Origin of the sequence: Streptomyces sp. Je 1-369, assembly GCF_026810505.1 — a bacterium.
Taxonomy (GTDB): Bacteria; Actinomycetota; Actinomycetes; order Streptomycetales; family Streptomycetaceae; genus Streptomyces.
Genome location: NZ_CP101750.1, coordinates 744474 through 768963 on the forward strand (window position 1 = coordinate 744474; position 24490 = coordinate 768963).

General features: G+C 68.0%; 15 protein-coding genes and 1 pseudogene. 11 read left to right on the plus strand and 5 right to left on the minus strand.

Annotated features, from left to right (window positions below; translation table 11 throughout):
• Nucleotides 1-82 precede the first annotated feature (82 nt).
• Nucleotides 83-1135: a fatty acid desaturase family protein gene (locus NOO62_RS03405; RefSeq protein ID WP_268769390.1), complete on the minus strand. Its 1053-nt coding sequence runs from the start codon at nt 1133-1135 to the stop codon at nt 83-85.
• Nucleotides 1136-1385: 250 nt separating this feature from the next.
• On the opposite strand from NOO62_RS03405, the gene NOO62_RS03410 reads away from it, so the two are divergent.
• The 3 genes from NOO62_RS03410 (at nt 1386) to NOO62_RS03420 (ending at nt 7086) form a co-directional block, all read left to right on the plus strand.
• Nucleotides 1386-4262: a DEAD/DEAH box helicase gene (locus NOO62_RS03410; protein WP_268769391.1), complete on the plus strand. Its 2877-nt coding sequence runs from the start codon at nt 1386-1388 to the stop codon at nt 4260-4262.
• Nucleotides 4259-5584: an SWF or SNF family helicase gene (locus NOO62_RS03415; protein WP_268769392.1), complete on the plus strand. Its 1326-nt coding sequence runs from the start codon at nt 4259-4261 to the stop codon at nt 5582-5584. Before NOO62_RS03410 ends, NOO62_RS03415 begins: the two co-directional genes overlap by 4 nt.
• A gap of 152 nt (nt 5585-5736) precedes the next feature.
• On the plus strand, nt 5737-7086 hold the full coding sequence (locus tag NOO62_RS03420; RefSeq protein WP_268769393.1) for an esterase-like activity of phytase family protein: 1350 nt from the start codon (nt 5737-5739) through the stop codon (nt 7084-7086).
• Between the two features lie 5 nt (nt 7087-7091).
• Here NOO62_RS03420 and NOO62_RS03425 read toward each other — a convergent pair whose 3' ends face one another.
• A complete protein-coding gene (locus NOO62_RS03425) occupies nt 7092-7886 on the minus strand; it encodes a hypothetical protein (RefSeq protein ID WP_268769394.1) in 795 nt (264 codons plus the stop codon).
• Between the two features lie 80 nt (nt 7887-7966).
• Nucleotides 7967-9133 carry a xylose isomerase gene (gene xylA, locus NOO62_RS03430; RefSeq protein ID WP_268769395.1) on the minus strand — a complete coding sequence of 389 codons (1167 nt, stop codon included), beginning with the start codon at nt 9131-9133 and terminating at the stop codon, nt 7967-7969.
• A 123-nt stretch (nt 9134-9256) separates the two neighbouring features.
• Here xylA and xylB point away from each other — a divergent pair, with 123 nt between their 5' ends.
• The 8 genes and pseudogenes from xylB (at nt 9257) to NOO62_RS03470 (ending at nt 20705) form a co-directional block, all read left to right on the plus strand.
• Complete coding sequence (xylB, locus tag NOO62_RS03435) at nt 9257-10711, plus strand: xylulokinase (protein WP_268769396.1); 1455 nt, start codon at nt 9257-9259, stop codon at nt 10709-10711.
• Nucleotides 10712-10725: 14 nt separating this feature from the next.
• Nucleotides 10726-12084, plus strand: a complete 1359-nt coding sequence (locus NOO62_RS03440; RefSeq protein WP_268769397.1) for an ROK family transcriptional regulator — start codon at nt 10726-10728, stop codon at nt 12082-12084.
• Between the two features lie 292 nt (nt 12085-12376).
• A pseudogene (locus NOO62_RS03445) lies at nt 12377-12798 on the plus strand (hypothetical protein).
• 188 nt (nt 12799-12986) lie between these two features.
• Nucleotides 12987-13586, plus strand: coding sequence for an N-acetylmuramoyl-L-alanine amidase (locus tag NOO62_RS03450; RefSeq protein ID WP_268769398.1), 600 nt, complete (start codon nt 12987-12989; stop codon nt 13584-13586).
• Nucleotides 13587-13734: 148 nt separating this feature from the next.
• Nucleotides 13735-14982 (plus strand): GAF domain-containing protein, encoded by a 1248-nt coding sequence (locus NOO62_RS03455; protein ID WP_268769399.1) that lies wholly within the window; start codon nt 13735-13737, stop codon nt 14980-14982.
• A 462-nt stretch (nt 14983-15444) separates the two neighbouring features.
• Nucleotides 15445-16968, plus strand: a complete 1524-nt coding sequence (locus tag NOO62_RS03460; RefSeq protein ID WP_268769400.1) for an aldehyde dehydrogenase family protein — start codon at nt 15445-15447, stop codon at nt 16966-16968.
• Between the two features lie 1468 nt (nt 16969-18436).
• Nucleotides 18437-19918 (plus strand): hypothetical protein, encoded by a 1482-nt coding sequence (locus NOO62_RS03465; protein ID WP_268769401.1) that lies wholly within the window; start codon nt 18437-18439, stop codon nt 19916-19918.
• A gap of 40 nt (nt 19919-19958) precedes the next feature.
• On the plus strand, nt 19959-20705 hold the full coding sequence (locus NOO62_RS03470; RefSeq protein ID WP_268769402.1) for a hypothetical protein: 747 nt from the start codon (nt 19959-19961) through the stop codon (nt 20703-20705).
• Nucleotides 20706-20793: 88 nt separating this feature from the next.
• Here the strand turns inward: NOO62_RS03470 and NOO62_RS03475 are convergent, their stop codons facing one another.
• Together NOO62_RS03475 and NOO62_RS03480 are read right to left on the minus strand one after the other, a co-directional pair.
• Nucleotides 20794-22431: an ATP-dependent helicase gene (locus NOO62_RS03475; protein ID WP_268769403.1), complete on the minus strand. Its 1638-nt coding sequence runs from the start codon at nt 22429-22431 to the stop codon at nt 20794-20796.
• A complete protein-coding gene (locus NOO62_RS03480) occupies nt 22419-24422 on the minus strand; it encodes an ATP-dependent nuclease (protein ID WP_268769404.1) in 2004 nt (667 codons plus the stop codon). Before NOO62_RS03480 ends, NOO62_RS03475 begins: the two co-directional genes overlap by 13 nt.
• Between the last annotated feature and the right edge of the window lie 68 nt (nt 24423-24490).

The window sequence follows — 24490 nt, forward strand, 5'->3', positions numbered from 1 at the left end:
CTTGGAAAACGGCAGCTGCTCTCCCAGGGTTCCTGATCGCGACCCTGAGAGACCCCTGAGTCCCGCCCCTACTGGTTCCCCCCTACTCGACCCGGAGCGGCTCCCCGACTTCGTACATATGCCGCAGGACCTGCCGGTAGGAGTCGACAAATCCAGCCTCCGCGTAGGACATGCCCACAGCGGCACAGTGGGCGCGCACGACGGGCTGGGCGAGCCGCAGATGGGGCCGGGGCATGCTGGGGAACAGATGGTGCTCGATCTGGTAGTTGAGTCCGCCGAGGAACCAGTCGGTCATCGGGCCACCACGGACGTTGCGCGAGGTGAGCACCTGGCGACGCAGATGCCCCCAGCGCTCGCCGTTCGGGTCCGGCATTTCCATGCCCTTGTGATTGGGCGCGAAGGCCAGTCCGAGGTGCAGACCGAATAGAGCCTGGTGGACCGTGGCGAAGGCGATCGCGTGGCTGAGGGGCATGGCGGCCAGGAGCAACGTCACGTAGCCGACAAGGTGGGCGACCAGCAGCAGGCCTTCCACCACGCGTTCTCGTGGAGCCTGCCGCCGCAGATCCTGGAAGCCGTAGATCTTCATGGCGACGCCCTGGAGGAGCGTCAGCGGAAAGAAGAGCCAGGACTGGTTGCGAGTGAGCCAACGCCGGAACCCGCTGCGGAGCTTCGCCTGCCTGCTGGTCCACACGAGGACGTTCGCGGCGACGTCGGGGTCCTTGTCGATGTGGTTGGGGTTGGCGTGGTGCCGGTTGTGCTTGTCGTTCCACCAGGCCGAGCTCATTCCGAGCAGGAGATTGCCATGCACGAGACCGATGGCACGACTCGCAGAGCGGTCGGCCGTTATCTGCGAATGGCCCGCGTCATGACCGATGAACGCCGTCCGGGCGCATAGAACGGACAGCACGGGGGCGAGCAGGAGGACCCACCATGAGGTGCCAAGAAGGAACATGCCAATGCCTACAGCGGTGAGCACGCCGGCGTTGATCGCGATCATTCGCGCGTACCAACCAGTGCGGCGGTTCAGGAGACCGTGTTCCTTGACCGAGCGCAGGAGAGGCGCGAAATCACTTCCGGCACTCTGCCCGCGGGTGCTGGTGGGGGAGCGTTCCGCTACTGCGGCGGCCTGGGACATGGTGGGTCTCCGGTCTTCATGACAACGGGTTGACCTCATAGAACGTACGGATCACTGACCTGGGGGAACCATGGCGGCACCACCCGTGTCCAACCGGGGGTCAGCACCGCCCGCCAGGGGGGCTGGCTACACCCCACCTGAAGGGAAAGTGACCTGGATCACCGCACCGCGACTCCCTTGAAGTCCTCCACGTGCTGTACTCTCGGCCGCTCCGGTCTCAGTAGTCAAGTTTGAGGAATGCGCTATCGCTGTGCACAGGCTCCCTGTCGTGTCCCCCTCCGAGATCTCCGAACTGTCGCGCTGTTCCGTTCTCTTCGTGCCTGCCGACCCGCCGCGTCACGGGCGTGTCGCCTTCTGGCACGCCGACGGCACCGAGCCGCCGGACACCTCTGCCGGCGTCCACGAAGAGCTGGCCCTCGTCGTACCGGGGGATGAGGGCGTCGAACTCGCGACCGTGTCCGCAGCTCTCATTCCCGTTCACGCCGCGCTGCCCGTCCTCACGCGCGGGCGTACTGCTACGGAGACGCATCCGACGGGCGCCTTCTGGGGTACGGCTGGAGTGTTGGCCCTGCAACTGGCGGCGCGCGGTCTGCTGTTGCCGGGGCTGACCGTCAGCGACCACGATGCGTGGCGCACCGGTCCGCTGAGTGCCGACGATCTGCAACGGCTGCGCGAGCTGGCGGCGGCGATGCCACCGGCCGCCCACGCCCTGCCGCTGGACGACAGTGTGCCGCCGCGGCTGCCCGAGCCCGAGCATGTCCTGCGCCAGTTCCTCGATGCCGTGGCCGACACGCTCCCGCGCTCCCCCGCCGCGCCGCTGGCCGCGGGCGGACCCGTCTTCGCCGCTTCCCAGCCCCAGCACGTGCCGGAGCAGCGTGCCTGGGCGCTGGACGTCGCCGCCGGGCACGACGCCGGGGTACGCATCTCGCTGCGTCTTGAGATTCCCGGCCTCGCCACGGTGGCCGATGACGGTACACGGCTGCCTTTTAGGGCCGTGCTGCAGTTGCACAGTGTCAGCGACCCCTCGCTCGTCGCGGATGCCGCAGAGGTGTGGGCAGGTTCCGGGGCCTCGGGCCAGGCTTTCGGGCCTCGTGCGCGTATGGATGCCCTGCTCGCGTTGCGCCGGGCCACGCGCGCGTGGCCGCCGCTGGCTCCGCTGCTTTCTGCCACCGTTCCTGATGCGATCGAGCTGGCCGACGAAGACGTCACCGCGCTCCTGAGCGACGGCGCCCGCACGCTGGCTGCCGCGGGCGTCGACGTGCACTGGCCCAGAGAGCTGGCGCGCAATCTCACCGCACACGCAGTCATCGGCCCGGCGGATGACGACGAGAGTGACCACAAGGGCCCGCACAAGCTCTCCTCGGATACACCGTCCTTCCTGTCGGCCGATGCCCTCCTGGCCTTCAACTGGCGTTTTGCGCTCGGCGATCAGCAGCTGACGCGGGCGGAGCTGGACCGCCTCGCGGAGTCGAACCGTCCGGTGGTGCGCCTGCGCGATCAGTGGGTACTGGTCGATCCGGCAGAGCTCCGCCGCGCCCGCGACCAGCAGGATCACAAGGTCACTCCGATCGACGCGCTCGGCGCCGCACTGACAGGCACCGCTGAGGTCGGCGGGCAGCGGGTCGACGTGGAGCCGACGGGGTGGTTGGCCACGGTGCGCGAACGGCTCGCCGACCCGGAGGGCATGGAGCCCGTCGGCCAACCCGAGGCCCTCTCCGCCGAGCTGCGCGACTACCAGCTGCGCGGCCTGAACTGGCTGGCACGCATGACGTCCCTCGGTTTGGGTGCCTGCCTCGCCGACGACATGGGTCTGGGCAAGACGATCACGCTGATCTCCTTGCATCTGCACCGTCAGACACAGGCGGAGTCCGCCGGGCCCACGCTCGTGATCTGTCCGACGTCGCTGATGGGCAACTGGCAGCGGGAGGTCGAGAAGTTCGCGCCCGGCACGCGTGTGCGCCGTTTCCACGGCTCCCAGCGCAACCTCGATGACCTGGCGGACGGCGAGTTCGTCCTCACCACCTACGGGACGATGCGGCTCGACGCGGAGAGGCTCGGCCAGAGCTCCTGGGGCATGGTCGTCGCCGACGAGGCACAGCACGTCAAAAACCCTTACTCGGCCACAGCGAAGCAGCTGCGCACCATCGGTACCCGCGCGCGCGTGGCGCTCACCGGCACACCTGTGGAGAACAACCTCTCCGAACTGTGGGCCATCCTCGACTGGACGACCCCCGGTCTTCTCGGTCGGCTCAGCACCTTCCGTACGCGGTATGCCCAGGCCGTCGAGGGCGGCTCGGATCCGACTGCTGCCGAGCGTCTCGGACAGCTCGTGCGACCGTTTCTGCTGCGTCGCCGCAAGTCGGATCCGGGGATCGCTCCCGAGCTGCCCCCGAAGACGGAGACCGACCGTGCCGTCTCGCTCACCGCGGAGCAAGCGGGCCTCTACGAAGCGGTGGTGCGGGAGACGCTCGCTGACATCTCCGGCGCCGACGGGTTCGCGCGCAGGGGGCTGATCGTCAAGCTCCTCACAGGGCTCAAGCAGATCTGCAACCACCCCGCGCAGTATCTCAAGGAGGACGAGCCCAGAATTCCGGGCCGCTCCGGAAAGCTGGAGCTGCTCGACGAGTTGCTCGACACGATCCTCGCGGAAGAGGCGGGCGTGCTCGTCTTCACGCAGTACGTCCAGATGGCGCGGCTCATCGAGCAGCACCTCTCGGCGCGTGGTGTTCCCTCGCAGTTCCTGCACGGGGGTACTCCTGTAGCGCAGCGGGAGGCCATGGTGCAGCGCTTCCAGGACGGTGAAGTGCCTGTCTTCCTGCTGTCCTTGAAGGCGGCAGGGACGGGCTTGAACCTGACCCGTGCCGAGCACGTCGTGCACTACGACCGCTGGTGGAACCCCGCTGTGGAGGCGCAGGCCACCGACCGCGCGTACCGCATCGGGCAGACACAGCCCGTACAGGTGCACCGGCTGATCGCTGAGGGAACGATCGAGGACCGTATCGCCGACATGCTGCTGCGCAAGCGGGAGTTGGCGGACGCCGTCCTCGGATCCGGCGAGGCCGCTCTTACCGAGCTGACCGATGCCGAGCTGTCGGATCTTGTGGAGCTGCGAGGGGGCACGCGATGAGTGACATCCACGATGAGACGTACGACGACGCGGACGGCACGCGCGCGGGCGGGCAGTCGGAGGAGCGCACGTTCGCGGCGCTGCCACCCGCACACGGGCGGGGGTTCGCTCAGAGCTGGTGGGGCCAGGCCTGGTTGAAGGCTCTCGAAGACACCGCCTTGGATCTGCAGCAGCTGAAGGCCGGCCGTCGTCTCGCGCGCGCGGGTGCGGTGGGAGCCGTGTCCGTACGCCCTGGCCGCATCACGGCAGTGGTCAAGGACCGGGACGGTACGCCGCACCGTTCCGATGTGCTGCTGCAGGAACTGAGCCCAGAGGCATGGGACCGGTTCCTGGAGATGGCCATCGAGAGGGCGGGGCACATCGCCGCGCTCCTGGACCGTGACATGCCGCCGCACTTGGTGGAGGATTCCGCGGCGGCGGGCATCGAACTCCTGCCCGGCATCGGTGACCTCGAGCCCGAGTGCGACTGCGAGGCGTGGGACCACTGCGGGCATACGGCTGCTCTCTGCTACCAGGTGGCACGTCTTCTCGACGAGGACCCGTTCGTGCTGCTGCTGATGCGAGGACGCGGGGAGCGGATGCTTCTCGACGAGCTGCAGGCGCGCAGCGCCTCGACGGCCGAAGCCCAAGAGGTTCGAGAGGGCACCCAGGAGGCCGGTCCTGGGGGCGTGGACGCCGCGGAGGCGTACGCGGACGGCGCCATCCTCCCGCCGCTCCCTGCGCTGCCTTTGCTGCCCGCGGAGCCCGGTGTGCCGCCGACGCTCGACACGGAGGCCGAGCCCTCTCCGGGGCTCGATGTGGCCGCGGTCGAGTTCCTGGCCGCTCAGGCCGCCGTCGAGGCGTACCGGATTCTGACGGACGCGCTCTCACCTGACCATGAACGCTCCCCTGTCGGGGACGAATTGACGGTTGAGGAGGACGCCGTCCGTCTGGCGGCGGCGCGGCCCGGTTTGGCAGTCGAAGCGCGCCTCGCGGCAGCATCCGAGCGCGGTCGGGAGGGCCTCGACCTTGCCGTCCAGGCCTGGGGGTACGGGGGCCGGGCCGCGCTCCACGTCCTCGAGGAGACGTGGACGCCTGAGGACGAGACACTGGCACGCGCGCGTGCCGCACTGGATGCCGCCTGGGACGAGGACGAGCGGCCCCGGCTTCGCGCCTCGCACAACCGATGGACGGTGGTCGGCACGGATGTACAGCTGCGCCACGGGCGCGACGGCCGCTGGTGGCCCTACCGTAAGGAACACGGCCGCTGGACTCCCGCAGGGCCCGCGGCCCAGGACCCGGCGACGGCACTGGCCGTGGCCGTGGCCGACGGAGACGAGTGACACGGCCCTAGGGAGCCCGAGCCACCTCCGGCCCCGCGCGGTAGGCGCCGCCGGCACGCCCCCTTCCGTTCACCCGTAGGCCTCCACGGGTTCGTGATGACGGCGAATTCTGGCCGCTGTCATCACGAACCCTGTGCCCCAGGAGGCCCTCGATGTCCCCGCACACCGCCCGTACGGGCCGTGTCCGTCGTTCCATAGCCATCGGCCTGCCGCTCGCCGTGGTCGCCGCCCTCGCGGTGGCGGGCACCGCAACGGGCCGGTCGGGCGGCGGACACGGTGCGGCGCGCGTGACCGCTGCCGCGACTCTCGGCGACATTCCGCTCGGCACCTTCAGCAACGCGCTGTTGCCGGGCACGGTGAAGGACGACCGGGGTGTCGACCTGGGAGGCATCGGCAGCGATCTCTACCCGACGGGCCGCAAGGGTGAGTTCTGGACGGTGACCGACCGAGGACCCAACGGCCAGATCAAGGTGGGCGGCAAGAAGCGCCGCACCTTCCCTGTCCCTGGTTTCGACCCGGCGATCGTGAAGATCCGGGTCCATGGGGACAAGGTCAAGGTCGTCTCCGCACTGCCGCTGACGACCTCTTCCGGGAAGCCCGTCACCGGGTTGCCCAACCAGGAAGGGCACGACGAGGCCCCGTACTCGTACGACGCGAAGACCCCCGTGTCGTACGACCCGAACGGGTTGGACACGGAAGGGCTCGTGCGGGCCCCGGACGGCACTTTCTGGCTGGTCGACGAGTACGGGCCGTCCCTGATCCATGTCTCCGCGCGCGGGAAGGTCATTAAGCGGTACGTTCCGCGAGGTTTGGAGCTGCGCGGCGCCGACTACCCGGTGGTCGAGGCGCTGCCCGACGTCCTCCTGCACCGCAAGACGAACCGCGGCTTCGAAGGACTAGCCCAACTCCCGGGCGGAGACCTGGTGATGGCCGTACAGAGTCCGCTCTCCCTACCGGACGAGGACGCGGGCGAGGGCTCGCGCACCGCACGGCTTCTGCGCTTCTCACCGGCGAAGCAGGCCGTCATCGCCGAGTACGCCTACCGGTTCGATCCCGTGGACCTCGTCGATCCCGGTGAGGACGACACGTCCGAGCTGAAGATTTCTTCCGTGGTCGCCATAGGGCGCGACAAGCTGCTCGTCCAGGAGCGCACCGACAAGGCCGCGCGGCTCCAGGCCGTCAGACTGGATCGTCGGGCGAACATCCTGGACGGCAAGTGGGACAAGAGCACGACGCGGCCGTCCTTGGAGGAACTCGACGACCCCGCTTCCTCCGGAGTGCCCGTCCTTGACAAGCGCCTGGTCGTCGACCTGAACACGGTCGACGGCGTGCCCGACAAGATCGAAGGCGTCGCCCGGGTCGACGGTCGCACTCTGGCACTCATCAATGACAACGACTTCGGGATGAGCGACGGCCCGGAGGCCTTCGACAAGGACGGTCTGCTGGTGGACAGCGGTGCGGAGACCACAGTGACGTACGTGCGGCTCCCTCGGCGGTACTGACTCGGTCAGGACAGCGGCTTGGTGAGTTTGTGCTTGCCCGAGCCGCTGTCCCCCGCCAGGCTGCACGCGACGTTGTCGATGCCCACCTTGTAGCCCGTGGCGTCCGGGTATTGCACCAGCGTCCCGCGCACCGTGCCTGACGGCTGGCTGCGCGCCTTGCGTTCCAGCGGTCGTTCGCAGAGGGCGGCCGCCGCCTTCTTCAGGGCTGCGTCCGTCCCGTAGGAGCCCTTCAGTTCGGCGAACTCTACGACTTCGGCGTCGTGCGGTTCGTTGCACGACCTCTTCGCGGCCTGTCCGGGTCGGCTGCTGTCGACGTTGAAGCAGTCACCTCTCCGCAAGAGGTAGTACGGGACTGGATCATCGGCGGGCGAGGGTACGACCGAGTCGAGGTCACTCGGGAATTCAGTGGGCAGCGTAGGAAAGTCCGTCGGCAGCGACGGGACATCGCTCGGCAGGCCCGTGGGCAACTCGTCCGGTACCTCGGACGGGATACTCAAGGAGGGTGTGGGGTCGCGCCCCGTGCTGCTGCCGGACTCGACGGGCTCCTTCTTGCCGTCGCCGTCGTCGCCGGTCGTCAGCAGAACCACCGCGGCGACCGCTCCCAGCGCCACGATGACCGCGAGCAGGACGAACAGGCCGTTGCGCCGCCCTGGCGGGCCGCCGGGCGGCGGGGGCGGCTGCCAACCGCCGTTCCCTGGAGGCGGCCCGTACCCGCCGCCCGGCGGGGGCCCGAACCCTCCCCCGCCGGGCGGCGGACCACTGGGCGGTGGCGGAGGCGGCTGCGGTGGTACGGGCGGCATGGCCATACCCACCAGAGTCGCCTCGTACCGGTCATATGGCGAGCCCCTTGCGCGGGTTGCTCGAGCACCGACCGGGACGGTCAGCTCCGAGCTGCCAGCAGGTGGTCCATGGCCAGCTGGTCGAGCCGCTCGAAGGCCATTCCGCGCGCTGCGGCCTCCGCCACGTCGAAGGCCTCGAAGGCGCTCCTGTCGGCGAGCAGGTCGGAAAGGCCGTCCTCGGCCGTGGGGACCGCCAGCTCGTCCAGGCGCGCGGCACGCAGCGCCTCACGCACCTCGGGGTCGGCCCGGAAGGCAGCCGCACGCTCGCGCAGGATCAGATAGTTGCGCATGCACCCGGCAGCCGAGGCCCAGACCCCCTCGAAGTCCTCGGTGCGCGGCGGCTTGAAGTCGAAGTGCCTGGGGCCGTCGTAACCGCCCCGTTCCAGGAGGTCCACCAGCCAGAAGGCGCTGCGCAGGTCACCGGCACCGAACCGCAGATCCTGGTCGTACTTGATACCGGTCTGGCCATTGAGGTCGATGTGGAAGAGCTTGCCCGCCCAGAGCGCCTGCGCGATGGAGTGCGGGAAGTTGAGGCCCGCCATCTGTTCGTGCCCCACCTCGGGGTTGACGCCGTACAGCTCCGGACGCTCCAGGCGCTCGATGAACGCGAGGGCGTGACCGACGGTGGGCAGCAGGATGTCGCCACGCGGCTCGTTGGGCTTCGGCTCGATGGCGAACCTAAGGTCATAGCCCTGCGTGGTCACGTATTCGCCGAGCAGGTCGAAGGCCTCCTTCATGCGGTCGAGCGCATCCGTCACTTCCTTCGCGGCGCCGGACTCCGCCCCCTCCCTGCCGCCCCACGCCACATAGGTGTGGGCGCCCAGCTCCGCCGCGAGGTCGATGTTGCGCATCGTCTTCCGCAGTGCGTACCGCCGCACGTCGCGGTCGTTGGCGGTGAACCCGCCGTCCTTGAAGACGGGGTGGGTGAAGAGGTTCGTGGTGGCCATCGGTACGACGAGGCCTGTGGCGTCCAGTGCCTGCCGGAATCGCTTGATGTGCCCCTCCCGTTCCGAGTCGGAGGATCCGAAGGGGATGAGGTCGTCGTCGTGGAAGGTCACTCCGTAGGCGCCCAGTTCGGCGAGGTGCCGCACCGAGTCGGCAGGGTCGAGCGCGGCCCTGGTGGCGTCTCCGAACGGGTCCCGGCCCTGCCAGCCGACCGTCCACAGGCCGAAGCTGAACTTGTCCTCAGGGGTGGGCTGATAGTTCATGTGCGGCTCCCTCGACTATTTCGTCATGGCGCTTTACAAATTAGTATCCGAGGGCGCTGCTGGGAAGGTCGAGGAGTGAACTCCGGAGCGCACCCGGGGACAGTCGCAGGAACGGAGACCGTCATGTCATCAGCGCCCACCGCTCAGGGGCCCCTCGTCGTCGGGGTGGACAGCTCCACACAGTCCACCAAAGTCCTGATCGTCGACGCGCCCACCGGCCGGGTGGTCGCGCGTGGTCAGGCCCCGCACCGCGTCAGCGCCGGTGAGCATCGCGAAAGCGATCCCCAGGAGTGGTGGGACGCCCTGTGCGCGGCCCTGGAACAGTGCGGGCAGGCGGCCAGGGAAGCCTCCGCCGTGTCCATCGGAGGGCAGCAGCACGGGCTCGTCACCCTCGACAAGGACGGCTGCCCGGTCCGTCCGGCGCTGCTCTGGAACGACGTGCGATCCGCCCCGCAGGCCCGTAGCCTCGTGGAGCGTCTCGGCGGGCCCAAGGTCTGGGCGGATCGGGTCGGCAGCGTACCGGGGCCTTCCTTCACGGTGACGAAGTGGGCCTGGCTCGCCGAGCACGAGCCCGCCGCGGCCCGAGCCACCGCCGCCGTGCGCCTGCCCCACGACTACCTCACGGAGCGGCTGACCGGGCTCGGCACGACCGACCGCGGCGACGTCTCCGGAACAGGCTGGTGGGCGTCGGGCTCCGAGGAGTACGACGAAGGCATTCTCGACATGGTGGGGCTCGACCCTGCACTTCTGCCCCGCGTGGCGCGCCCCGGGGAGGTCGTCGGAACGGTCAGGGACGGCGGTGAACTGCCCTTCTCCAAAGGCACGCTGGTCGGGCCCGGCACCGGCGACAACGCGGCGGCAGCACTGGGGCTCGGGCTGCGCCCCGGGACACCGGTGCTGAGCCTCGGCACGTCGGGCACGGTGTACGCCGTCTCGGAGCGCCGTCCCGCGGATCCGACCGGCACCGTGGCGGGCTTCGCCGACGCGCGCGGTGGATGGCTGCCACTGGCCTGCACGCTGAATTGCACGCAGGCCGTCGACCGAGTGGCCGAACTGCTCCACCTTGAGCGTGACGCGGTGGAATCGGGTGGCACGGTCACCCTCTTGCCCTACCTGGACGGCGAGCGCACACCCAACCTGCCGCACTCCTCCGGAGTGCTGCACGGCCTTCGGCACGACACGACGCCCGGCCAGTTGCTGCAGGCCGCATACGACGGCGCCGTCCACTCATTGCTCGGCGCCCTCGACCTGGTTCTGGACGCCGACGCCGACCGGTCGGCCCCGCTGTTGCTCATCGGAGGCGGGGCGCGCGGCAAGACGTGGCAGCACACTGTGCAGCGCCTGTCCGGACGTCCCGTGCAGGTCCCGGAAGCCCAGGAACTGGTGGCGCTCGGGGCCGCGGCTCAGGCGGCCGGCCTGCTGACCGAGGAGGACCCGAGCGCCATCGCGAGGCGTTGGGACACGGCTCGGGGGCCCGTGCTCGACCCTGTGGAGCGTGACGAGGCGGCGCTTTCGCGGATCTCCGGGGTACTCTCCGACGCGGCGCCGCTCCTGGACAGGGCGCCCCAAGGGGAGTGAGGACTGACCAAGGCATGACCGCACCTCTGCACGACCAGCGCCGGGGACCTGCCGGCACGCGGCTGCCCGACACCCAGCAGGGGATGCGCCGACGGAATCTGTCCCGGGTGATGCACGCGGTGGCCACACACGGCCCGCTGTCCCGTGCCGCGGTGGCCTCCCGCATCGGGCTGACACGGGCCGCCGTCTCCACGCTGGTGGACGAACTGATCCGGGCGGGGCTTCTGGACGAGCTGGGCCCCGAGCGTCCTGGCCGGGTGGGGCGCCCCGGCTCGGCCCTGGCGGTCAGCGCGCTGGGGCCCGTCGGGATCGGTGCCGAGGTGGGCGTCGATCATCTGGCGGTATGCGCGGTCGATCTGCGGGGCGCGATCCGCGCACGTGTCCAGCGACGGTCCGCCAACCGTGACCGCTCCCCCGCTCCCGTGCTGAAGGAACTCGCCGTCCTGGTGAGCCAGGTGTGCGCCCGGGCGCGACAGGAAGGGCTGTCCCCCGCGGGCCTGGCGGTGGCCGTGCCCGGTCTGGTCGCTCGTGACACGCGGACGGTCGTCCGCGCCCCCAACCTCGGCTGGCACGACATCGACCTGAGCCGGCACCTGTCCGGTGAGCTGCCGCTGACGGTGGACAACGAGGCCAACTTCGGCGCGCTCGCGGAACTGTGGCTCGGCGAGGAATCGCCCGAGGACTTCCTCCACGTGTCGGCGGAGATCGGCATCGGTGCGGCGCTCGTCGTGGACGGACGGCTTCTGCGGGGGACGCGTGGGTTCGCCGGCGAGCTGGGACATGTGCCCGTCCGACCCGACGGCCCTGCCTGCCCGTGCGGAGGCCGCGGCTGCCTGGAGCAGTACGCGGGTGAAGGCGCGGTCCTGCGCGCCGCGGGCCTGGACTCGGGCGACCCGGGTGGGGAACGCGGCGAAGTGCTTGCCGAGCGCGCCGCCGCGGGCGACGAAGCCGCGCGGCGAGCACTCGGCGAAGCCGGAACGGCTTTGGGCATCGCTCTGACCGGCGCGGTGAATCTGTTGGATCCGCGGGCCGTCGTGCTGGGCGGTGCGCTGTCACGCCTCGCGCCGTGGCTGTTGCCCGCTCTTGAGCAGGAGTTGACGGAGCGCACCGCGGGCCGGGGCTGTGGGGTGACGGTGTCCGGGCTCGGTCCCGACGGACCGCTGTTGGGGGCTGCGCACTCGGTGGCACGGGCGGTGTTGGACGATCCGGCGGGTGTTGGTGCGGGTGGGGCGGCTCCGGGTGCGGGTGGAGTGGCGCCGCGTCCGGACGGGGTAGCTTCGGGTGCGGGTGGAGTGGCTTCGGGTGCGGACGGGGCGGCGCCGGGTCCGGACGGGGTAGCTTCGAGTGCGGGCGGGGCGGCTCCGCGGGCGTAACAGGTGGGGGCGGCCGCGCAGCGGACATAGCAGACGGCCGGGACGAGTTTGGTGAGTTGCCGCTCCCCCGTACGAGTGGCCGGGTTATCCACAATCACGCTGCTGTGCACAGATCCGACGCGGGCCCTTCCGCCTCAACCAGCCGTCGCCGTAACGTAATTCACGTGAGGCCCCGCAGCGGTGACGTCACGTCAGCGGCAGTGGAGGCTTGGCGGATCGGGACCCGAGCGAGTTGCGCGGCCCACCCCGGTCGGACCGACGGCCCATCCGGCCAGAGTGGAGCGGTGCAGCGATGAATGATGCCCAGATCCTGACAGTACGGCCCGAGCCGGGCGAGTACACCTGGACCTTCGGCGGTGTGCCGCCCGTGGCCGCGCATTGCCCCCGGCACGGTCCTCGACCTGTTCACGGAGGACTGCTTCGCCGGGAACGTCCGCTCGGAGAAGGACCTGGTCTCCGAGGTCTGCGAGTTCCCGTTCCTGAATCCGCAGACCGGGCCGTTCTACGGATTCAGTGAACTGGATGCCTACCAGTTCACGACGCAAACGGTCGAGTCTCCGCTCGCCAATGTCTGCGCCACCAACTACGCGTGCGTAGCCGAGATCCGTAAAGAGTGGCTGCCCGCGCGAGACGTACCGGGGACTGCACACGCGGCTGCGCGAGACGGCGGCCGCACTGCCACGGGACATGGTCCCGCGCCCCCCACAGAGGTAGACCTCATCGCCCCTCGCCAGGGCGGTGCCCCTGCGCCGAAGTCTGGCGCTGCGCCTGCACGCCGCACTCGAGCGACAACCTCGCCGTCGCAGAAGGAGACCAGTGGGCCACCGCCGCGGTGGCCCTTCAGGTTCAGCGCCATTCCAGCCGTCGTTCCCCCCACGCCCCCACCGAAAGGCAGGCCAGTCATGGATCGAGTGAGACGGTTCCCCAGTCGGCGCCGACTGCTGCAGGGAACGTTCGCAGCCGCCCTGCCCGGTGCGCTCCTGCCCGCCGCCCATGCGACCGCTCAGGCTCGTGCGGTCGACTATCCCCTGGCCGAATGGGTCCCGGCCAGCACCTCCAACTACACGGCGGCCAACCGCCCCACCACGTATCCCGTCGACTACGTGATCATCCATGTCACGCAGGAGACGTACGCGGACACGCTCGCCATCTTCCAGAACCCGGCGAAGAAGGTCTCGGCCCACTACGTCGTGCGATCCAAGGACGGTCACATCGCCCAGTGCGTCCGCGAGCGCAACGTCGGGTGGCATGCCGGGAACTGGACCTACAACACACGAAGCATCGGAATCGAGCACGAAGGGTGGGTCGACAAACCCGAGTACTTCACGAACGCGATGTACGAGCAGTCCGCCGCGCTGACGGCTGCCATCTGCTCGAAGTACGGCATACCGAAGGACCGCGAACACATCATCGGCCACCATCAGGTCCCGGGTTCGGACCACACGGATCCCGGTCCGTACTGGGACTGGTCGCGCTATCTACGCCTCGTCAACTTCGCCTAGGTCACAGCGCGTCCTCGTCGGCTCCCGAACCCTCGTCGGCTCCCGGGTTCCTATCCGCTCCCGGCTTCTTGTCGGCCACTGCCTCCTTGTCGGCTTCCGTCCCTGGGGCGACGATGGCGACACCGCATCGCCGTCCTGGGAGGCCCAGTTGTCCGATCCGTGGGTGGCCTTGGAGCCCGGTGTGGATCCCGCCGAGCGGGTGCGGGTGGTGCGCACGGCCCACGAGAGGTTCACCGATGCCGGGACGATCACCCGTCCGGTGCGTTCGGTGGTGGCCGACTCGTGGCGGAGGTCGGCCAGGGCACGGGTGAGTCCGGAGTGCGCCGGAGCGGCGGTCGAACTGACCGACGGTGACCTTGGGGCGTACCGGTCGGAGCATCCGCTGGCGCGGGTGATGCCGCTGTTCCGTGAGTTGATGGGCACCTTCGCGGCGGACGGGGAGCATCTGCTCGCTGTGTGCGATGCGCACGGCAGGTTGTTGTGGGTCGAGGGCCATGCGGTGACGCGGCAGCGTGCGGAGCGGATGAACTTCGTCCCGGGTGCCAGGTGGGCGGAGTCCGCCATGGGGACGAATGCGCCGGGCACGGCAGTTGCCGTGGGCCGGCCGGTGCAGGTCTTCGCCACCGAGCACTACATGCGGCGGGTGCAGCCGTGGACGTGCGCGGCCGCTCCCGTGCATGACCCCCGGACCGGACGGCTGATCGGCGCGGTCGACATCACCGGCGGGGATGGTCTGGCGCACCCGCACAGTCTCGCCTTCGTGCAGGCGGTCGCGCGGGCCGGGGAGTCGCAACTTGCTCTGCTCGCACCGGCGGTGAGGTCGGACGAGAAGGCCGAGCTGGCCGTGCTCGGGCGTGATGAGGCATTGTTGCTCGCGGAGGGGCGCAAGGTGCGGTTGAGTCGTAGGCACAGCGAGATCGTCGTGCTGCTGGCCCGGCACCCGGAGGGGCTGTCGGGGGACGAGTTGCTGTGCGCGTTGTATGAGGACGAGTCGGTGTCACAGGTGACGTTGCGGGCCGAGATGGCGCGGCTGCGACGGGTGCTGGGGGCGGAGTTGCTGCGGTCGCGGCCGTACCGGCTGGCGGTGCCTGTCGAGTGCGATGTCGACGCGGTGGAACGTCGCCTGGGTGCGGGGGCAGTGGCGGCGGCTGCGGCGGCGTACGCGGGCCCGTTGCTGCCGCAGTCGCAGGCTCCCGTTCTCGTCCGGCTCCGTCGCAGGCTCGCGGACCAAATGCGGGCGGCACTCATCGAACGCAATGACCCGGACCTGCTCGCGGACTGGGCACACGCTCCGTGGGGCGAGGAGGACCTGGCGGTGTGGCGGGCGCTGGCCGGACTGCGTCCGACGGCTCCCGTGCTGGCCCGCGTGGGCGAGCTGGATGCGGAACTGGGGTAGGCCGACGCGGAGGCGGCTTGGCATGCGCTGAACTGGCGTCGCCCCCGCGGACCTGACCTAGCCACACCTCGCTGGCGTCGCCGAACACGGAACCGCTCTAGCCACGCCTCGCTGGCGTCGCCGAACACGGAACCGCTCTAGCCACGCCTCGCTGGTGTTGTCGGACGCGGACCCGACCGAGTCACACATCGCGCGGGCGTCGTCGGACGCGGAACTTCCCTGGCCACGCGGGCCCCGGCGTCCCCGGGCGCCGAACTGCCCTGGCCACGCGACACACTGACGGAACCGAACGAGGAACTGACCTGGCCGCAGTCCGCACTGGCATAGCCACACGTGGGCCTGACCTAGCACTCGGACAGTCGTGCGCGTCTGGGGGCGCAACGTCTATGCAACGTCGTCGCTTCTACTCTCCGGACGTGAGCTGCCCGAGGGCGGGCAGCCTTCTTCGGGAGGCCAGCCAAGATGACCCGTTACGCAGCGCCCGGCACTGAGGGCGCGATCGTCTCCTACCAGTCGCGCTACGACCATTTCATCGGCGGCGAGTATGTGGCGCCCGCCCGTGGTCAGTACTTCGAAAACCCGAGTCCGGTCAACGGTCGGCCCTTCACCGAGGTGGCGCGAGGTACCGCGGAGGACGTCGAGTGCGCCCTCGACGCGGCGCATGCGGCGGCGCCCGCGTGGGGACGTACGTCGGTCACCGGGCGTGCGGACGTTCTGCTGAAGATCGCTGACCGGATGGAGGCGAACCTCGAACAACTGGCCGTGGCCGAGAGCTGGGAGAACGGCAAGCCGGTCCGCGAGACGCTGGCCGCCGACATTCCGCTCGCCATCGACCACTTCCGGTACTTCGCGGGTGTCATCCGTGCGCAGGAGGGGTCGCTGAGCGAGGTCGACGAGGACACCATCGCATACCACTTCCACGAGCCGCTCGGCGTCGTCGCGCAGATCATTCCGTGGAACTTCCCGATCCTCATGGCCACGTGGAAACTGGCGCCCGCGCTCGCAGCGGGCAACGCCGTCGTCCTGAAGCCTGCCGAACAGACCCCGGCGTCCATCCATTACTGGATGAGTCTGGTGGCCGATCTGTTGCCGCCCGGAGTGGTCAACATCGTCAACGGGTTCGGCGTCGAGGCGGGCAAGCCGCTGGCGTCCAGTCCGCGTGTCGCCAAGGTCGCCTTCACCGGGGAGACCACGACGGGGCGGTTGATCATGCAGTACGCCTCGGAGAACATCAAGCCGGTGACGTTGGAGCTGGGCGGCAAGTCGCCGAACATCTTCTTCGACGACGTGTGGTCCGCGAATGACGACTTCCGTGACAAGGCGCTCGAGGGCTTCACGATGTTCGCGCTCAATCAGGGCGAGGTGTGCACCTGTCCGTCGAGGGCGCTGGTGCAGCGCGGGCAGTACAGCGAGTTCCTCGAAGCGGCCATCGCCCGCACCGAGCAGATCACCGCCGGGCACCCGCTCGACACCGACACCATGATCGGGGCGCAGGCGTCCAACGACCAGTTGGAGAAGATCCTCTCCTACCTGGACATCGGACAGCAGGAGGGCGCCAAGGTGCTGACCGGTGGTCAGCGCGTCGAGTACGACGGCGAGCTGGCCGGTGGGTACTACGTGCAGCCGACGATCTTCGAGGGCGACAACCGTATGCGGATCTTCCAGGAGGAGATCTTCGGTCCGGTGGTCTCGGTCGCGTCGTTCAACGACTTCGACGACGCCATCAACATCGCCAACGACTCGCTGTACGGGCTGGGGGCCGGGGTGTGGACGCGTGACATCAACACGGCGTACCGGGCGGGCCGCGCGATCCAGGCGGGGCGCGTCTGGACGAACTGTTACCACGCGTATCCGGCGCATGCGGCGTTCGGTGGGTACAAGCAATCCGGCATCGGCCGCGAGACGCACAAGATGATGCTGGAGCACTACCAGCAGACGAAGAACCTTCTTTGTTCTTACAGCCCTCAGAAGCTTGGGTTCTTCTAGAGCCTGAAGTCGGTCTGCCTGGAGGCATTTTACGCTCCAGGCAACCTGACGTTACAGGTACCCACTGTAATTAATTGGGTCCTTCGAGTTACTGTCTGGCATCCAACGGAGATCCCGTCGGACCAGTCGCGGACCAAGTAGGGCCTAGGGACATCACCCCACGAGCCGCCCGGTCACGAGCGCGGCGACTCGCCGATACCCGTAATCAGCGCCCGAACTGCCAGCAGCACTGGGATAACTCTTCGACCTCATGACCGCCCTGATGAATCCGTATCGCGAGCGAAGGCTCCTCACGGCGAGAACGGGCCTGCCAACGTCCGTGAGCTGCCGAAGACCACGAACATGACAGCCCGGAAGTGCCAAGCAAGAAGGCCACCGCGAGGAAGCCCGTCCCAAGCTCGCGGCGTAAACAAGGCCGTTGTCAGTACCGCGTGCGATCCTCACCCCGGAAGTGGGCACTTCAGAAGGAGGCCGGGTGGCGACGCGACGTCCGCGGAAGGATCCACGCGATCCGGTGCTGATCATGCGGAATGCCGGGCTCGAACCACTGGACCCCTATCCAGGCAGTGACAAGCCCGGGCGTTGCCGGCATGAAACGTGCGGGAGAGGAGTGACACCGCGGCTGGGCAACATCGCTTCGGGCAGATAGGGCAGCTGCCACTACTGCTCAGGCACGGCGCCAATTCCTCCAGAGGAGGCTGTGGCGCTGATGCGCTCGGCAGGCTTGGAACCGCTGGAGCCGTACCCTGGTGCGACACCGCCTTGGCGCTGCCGGCACGTGCCGTGCGGTCGGGAGGTCAAGCCGCGCTACTCGTACATCAGGCGCGGAGGGGGACCGTGCCGATGGTGCGCGCCGAACGCTCCGGTCGATCCCGACCAGGCCGCCGCGCTCATGAGGTCGGTGGGTCTGGAACCACTGGACCCCTATCCCGGCACCGACGTCCCCTGGCGGTGCCGGTGCACAGCCTGCGGAACGATCGGGACGCCCACTCATGGGTCAGTCAAGGGCGGACAAGGGGGCTGCAGCCCGTGCGGGCGCAAGAACGCCGGGCGGGGCATCAGCCGTTCATGGTCGCGTCGCCGCGAGCTGCCCCGCACGGACGACGACCAGGCCGCAGTCGAGGTGAAGGATTTCGACCTGGAGCCGCTGGAGTCCTACCCGGGGCCGAGCGGCCTGTGGCGTTGCCGCCACCTCGCGTGCGGCCGAGACGTCGAGATCAGGTTGAGCAACCTCAGGCGCGGCCTTCGGGCCTGCCCGTACTGTCCTCCCTCACCGGGTGGCCGACGCCGCTGGCCTGCGGACGAAGCAGAGGCTCTCATGCGCGCCGCCGGCCTGGAACCGCTCGAACCGTACGGGGGGCGTCGTGACATGGCGTGGCGGTGTCGCTGCAACGGCTGCGGGCGTGAGACGTCACCGAGTCTGGGCGGCATTCTGGCGGGTCAGGGAGGCTGCCGGCACTGCGCGGACGTGAAAGCGGCAGCGGGCAGAAGGACCGACCCGGACATCGCGGTGGCTGCCATGCGTGCCGCCGGGCTGGAGCCGCTGGAGCCCTATGCCTCCTCAACGACGGAGTGGCGGTGCCGCTGCACGACCTGCGGGAACGAGGTCTCCCCGACCTTCATGAAAATCCGTACTGGTGGCGGATGCAAGTTCTGCGCCACCCACGGCATCGATCTGGCAGGACCGTCGAAGGTCTACGTGATCACCCACCGGGAGTGGCAAGCCGTCAAGATCGGCATCGGTGCCTGCACCGGCTACACCTCGCGCCTCATCCAACACGAACGCCAGGGCTGGCAACTGCATCAGGCCCGTGAATACGCCACCGGCGCGGCTGCCTACGACGTCGAGCAGGCCGTGCTGGGCCGCCTGCGCCAGGCCGGGCTCATTCCCTTCCTCACAAGCGGCATCATGCCGAACGGCTGGACCGAGACCTGCTCCGCATCCCGCGTCACGGCGGCCGAAGTCTGGGCCATGGTCGACGAGGAAACCCGGAACGCCACGGAACCCTATGCACCCCGAGTCGGCGACCGACCCCGTACCGCGGTCCTCATCGACGCGGAGGCCGCAGCCGCCGAAATGCGGGCCTGCGGATACGAGCCACTCGTACCGTATCCCGGCCGCACCAACGTGACTTGGCCCTCGCGCTGCATGACCTGCGGGTACGAGGGGCGTCCGACGTTCAGCGCCGTCCGTAACGCGGGCCAGCGCTGTCGCATCTGCCGGGCGAAGGAGGCTCAGGCGAAACGCGCCGCCACGAACGCGCCGAAGGCCGGCAAAACAATGCGCGCGGCCGGATTCGAACCGCTGGAACCCTACCCAGGCAGCAGTACACCGTGGCGATGCCGCTGCACCATATGCGGTCGCGAAACCAGCCCCACCTACTCCAACGTCAACAGCGGTTCAAGTGGCTGCCGGTTCTGCGCCCTCAACTCGGCAACCCACGAGCGGGCGTCCGCCGAAGTGCGAGCTGCCGGGTTCGAGCCACTGGAGCCGTACCCCGGCCGCACCACGGACCATTGGCGCTGCCGCTGTTCCTGTGGAAACGAAGTGGCGACGCGCCTGTCCTCCATCCGGTCGGGCACCACCGGCTGCAACAAGTGCCCCCGAGCCGGCGGCCGAACCGATCCTGCGGCAGCCGCCGCGGAGGCACGCGCCGCTGGGTTCGAGCCGTTGGAGCCCTATCCGGGGAAGACCACCGACCGGTGGTGCTGCCGTTGCAGGTGCAGCACGGACATCACACTCACCCTGACCAACATCAGAGGAGGCCGTACCGCGTGCGGCGCGTGCTCCCGAGGGGCGACTCGGCAACCATCGGTCACAACGAGCTTCTGCCACCCAGTAGTTGAGCAAGCCCGGGCGTCACCGCACGAATCGTCTCTAGGAGACCGCGGCCTACCGAAGGCATCCTGGTATCAGCCCCCTTTTGCAGAGGCGTTCGGCGGACTATGAACGCTTCGACCTCCAGAGATGTGGCCGCGTCCTGTCGACGATGATCGACTACCAGCTGACAAGGGTCAGCCCCACAGGCTTCAATGGCGTGGTGGCCACGCAGATACCCCCGCCCACAAACCCGAAGACGATCGCGGGTAGCGCTGCGCTGGACGAAGTCCTGGCGTGCCTGCGCGCGCGGCGGCCAGTGTTCCACTCCGAGGCCGATCTCCAGCACAGTTTCGCCCTCGCGGTGGGCGAGGTCGCGCCGGAGGTCAGGTGCCGTCTCGAGGTCCCGGTGCGCGGGAGCGATACCTCGGAGTACCTGGACCTGCTGTGCCTGGGGCCGACGGGCCGTACGGCAATCGAGTTCAAGTACGTGACCCGGCAGTGGTCGGGCACAGCGGGGACGCCGCCCGAGGAGTACGCCTTGCGCGGACACAACGCGCCGGACGTCGCGCGTAGGGACTTCCTGCGGGACATAGGAAGACTGGAACGCTTCTGCAACCGCGAGGACCAAAACGGGCTCGCCCTGCTCATCACCAACGAGGCGGCCCTGTGGCGTCCCAGGCAACGCAAGATGCCCACCAGGGACGAGGAGTTCCGCATCCACCCCGGCCGCGAACTGAGTGGCACCTTGCTGTGGGCCGGCGGTTCCTTCCCGGACAACACCCGAGTACTGCGAGGCGCCTACACGCTCGCCTGGCGTCCATACACCCAGTTGGAGGGCCCGAGTAGCGAGTTCCGCTGCCTCGCGGTGTTCATCACTCCAAACCCAGCGCGGCCCCAGCCGCCGCACGAGGCGTGACCAGCAGAGTTCCTCGGATGTCATTGACAGTGCGGCGGGAGCTTGCAGTGAACCGCTCCGAGTCTGATGGAGGCTTTGGACCGTTCTCTTATGGATGGATGGTTCCTGAGGCGAACCACTTGTGGAGTGTGGATTCCGCCCCGTCTGGGAGATCGTCGACGAACACGACAGCCAGGCCACGCTGGGCTCGAGAACAGCACACGTAGAACAGGTTGCGTGACCGTTCTGTCCGGTCGGGTTTGTCGGTGCCGGCAAGCATTTTGCCGATGCTGTACCTGTTCCACGCGCGGTCGTCGACCACCACCAAGACGTTCTCGAATTCGTCGCCTTTGACGCCGTGCTGGGTCGAGAACGGGGTGAGTTCGTCGATGAAGTTCGTGACGCTGATGACTTCCCGGTAGGGCACGGTGCGGAGGTTGTTGGAGAAGTCCGCTCGCCGCTGGTCGCGCTCGTCCAGGTCCGTTGCGGTTCTGCGGCGTTCGAGGTCCTTGAGTTTTCCCGGCAGGGCTAGGAGAAGGCCGTCGGCCATCCGGTCGAGCACGTCGCCGATGGTTCCGGTCGTGCGTACGGCGTCGAGTACACGGATCGCGTCACTGATGGCGCGTTTGTGGGCGTGACGGGTGATCCGTGTCCGTCCCTCGTCCAGCAGGTCGGTCAGCCCGGCGAAGTCACTGTTGTGGAACGCGGTGCTTACGGCCTCGACGCGGGTGAGGTACTGGATGTACGGCTCGTTGCGTGCCATGAGGTCGTCGGGACCGTAGCGGCCCAGCTTTCGGTACTGCTCCAGGAGGTTGGCGTACTCCAGGGTGCCAGCTATCCCTCGGTGGGTGAGCAGCAGGTACTTGGAGTTCTCCCGGGTCCAGCCGTTCCGGGCGAGGACTGCCTCGGCGGCGGTGAGTCGCTCAGGGCCGGCCGGGATGCTGCCGTTGAGGAACAAGTGGACCTCGCCGGTCTGCTGCTTGCCGACGGCGTCCTGGGTGAGCTCGGGACGCATCCGGTTGAGCACCTCGACGACCGGAGGCGAGCACCGGAAGTTCTCGTGCTTGGTGATCTCAGTGAGGAGACCGGTTCGTTTCACCGCTCCGACGCCCGACTCGTAGATCTTCTGCATGGAGTCGCCGAAGAGACCGACCACACATCTCTCACTGCCTGCGCCTGCCAGGTGATCCAGCAGTAGCTGGATCGTCTTGGGCGAGGTGTCCTGGTACTCGTCAACAAAGATGACCGGGTACTTGCTGGTGATGATGCGTACGAGTTTGGGGTGAGCCGTGACGAGACGCAGCGACAGCGCGATGACGTCGTCGTGGGAGATGCGCCCCTCGTGCAGCCTGCGCCCGCGGTCGGAATACTCGATGGCGGGAGGGTCGGTGACGTCATCAAGGTCTTCCGGTTTGGACAGGTCCTTGTTGTAGTCGAGGATCTGCTGCCAGAGCTCATGCTGGTACGGCTGGATGACGCTCCACAGGAATTCGTGGATGGTGCCGACATCTACGAGCGGATCTGCGGCGATGCGTTCGTGGATCTTCTTCTTGGCGACGTTGGTGTAGGTGATGCAGGCGATCCGGCGACCGTGTGCTTCCAGGTCTGCACGGCGGTGGGTCAGGAGGTGCTGCAGGGCGCGTACCAGGGTGGTCGTCTTGCCGGCGCCGGCCCCTGCTTCGACGAGGAAGCTGCGACGGGCTTCCAGTTCGGTGGCGACGGCTTCGAGCGTGTCTAGGCGAGCCACTGCAGTCCTTCGGCGATGTAGCGGGGAACGGCCCAGTCCTCCAGGAGCATGACGTCGAAGGCGAAGTCTGTTTTGTGGTCGCTGAGTTGCTGTGCGATGTCGTAGGCCTTGGCTTCGATGTCGTCGGTGGTGGGGTCAGCGCCGACCTCTTTGACGAAGGCTGCCTTCAAGGCGAGTTGACGGAAGTCGCGTACGAGGGGTTCTGCGTTGGCGATGATGAAGGCGTCCTCGAAGCTCCGCGCGCAGGCTCCCGAATCTGTCTCCGGGATCTGGTAGGCGACGCGGACGTGTCCTTGCTCCTTGTCAGCCGGGTCGGTGGCGAGGAGCTCGGCGATGCTGGACTTTGCGGGCAGCCAGGTCTTGAGCGTCGTATTCGAGGTGACCGTCTGCCCCTGGCCGGGTGGGCAGGCTTTGCGGTGCTTGGGGCACACGGAGTCGATGTCGGTGATGATCAGGGTCTTGACGTTCAGGAAGGCGAGCAGCTCCCGGAACCGGACGGCGTAGGCGTCGCCGACCTCGATGACCGATACGTACTGGTGCAGCAGCTCCTTGGCACACCGCCGGACCATCTCCGGAAGGATCAGCCGTTCCGCGGTGCCCTCGATCAGGATCACCTTGTCGGCGAAGAACATGTCACACCGGTGCAAGACCATGTACTGGCGCAGGAAGCGCAGGGTCTCGTCACCCTGCGGAGTGGCCTTCACATTGGCCTCGAAGGTCGAGAGGTCCTTGACCGTGAGCTGCGGCTCGGAACGGTCGAAGTAGCGCACTGTGTGGAAGCCACTGCTGGCGACGATGTGAGAGGAGTGCGTGGTGATGACCACCTGCACCTTCCAGCCCGTCTTACGGTCGATGAAGTCCTGGATGTTCTTGATGAACGTCTCCTGCATCTGGGGATGCAGATGGGCCTCGGGCTCCTCGATGAACAGCACCTGCAGCGCAGGCTTGGGCGTGGTGCGCTCGTAGGTCTGGTGAAAGCTGATGACCTGCAGGATCGTAAAGATCAGCTTGCTGTAGCCCAGCCCGTTGTGACCTTCGGGCAGATGGAAGTCGTCATCCCCGGACGGATACTGGATACGGGTACTGCCGCGGAGAATGCCGGAGGCCTCGATGAGGGAGACGATGCGGGGCTTCTGGACCGGAGTGATCGTGCCCACCCCGAAGGTACGCAGGTCCTCGAAGATCGGGTCGAATAGCGTGGCGTAGTTGTCGTCGAGCTGCTGCGAGGCGGACGCCAATGCGGTCTCGATCTGCTCGATGCTCTGATGACGGTCCTCCTGCCCACTGTTGACCTTGTAGTAGGCCTCGAACGTCTTCGACAACGTGCGGGCCTTGTCGCTCGGTGTGTCATCCATCTTGGTCTGCGCGTAGACGAACTTGACCGACAGGATGGACTCGGCGGCACCGCGCTTGATCTCCTTGCGGACGTCCTCGTCCAAGGGACTGACCGCGCGATAAGCCGGGGCAAAGTAGTCCGAGAAGTTCTTTCGCAGCCACTTGATGCGATCGAACTGCTCCCGCTGGCTGGCCGACCAGAAGTCCTTGAGGAAGTCGTTTGGGCGAGCAACTTCAAGTGCCGCCTCGATCTTGACCTCGAAGCAGGTGTCGTCCAGGTCGAGGATCACACCCGTGAGCGGAGCGAGGTCGTCGTCTTCCGCGTACTCGATGGTGAGGACCAACCGGATGGCTGGGACGAGGTCGTAGGCCTTGGCCAGCAGGTCCTCGCTCGTCTCGGAGTCTCCACGGCCGGCATGTGCCTGCGCCTCGCCGAAGATCTGCCGCGCCTGCTCGATGTCGGCGATACGGCAAGTGGAGAAGTCCTCCAGGACGAACCTCGTGTCCTCCTCACCGAAAAACTTCTCGAAGAGATTGACGAAAGACGTCTTGCCGCTGTTGTTGCGCCCGACGATGAGGGTGGCCTTCGGATCAACCCGGACGTCCACCCTCTCCAGGGCACGAAAGTTGATCACTTCGGCATGCGTCAGCTGCATCTCACTCCCGACATCGTCCCCAACCCCGCTCCCGGGACGGCATACGCGTGCGACTACCGAGAGTCAGA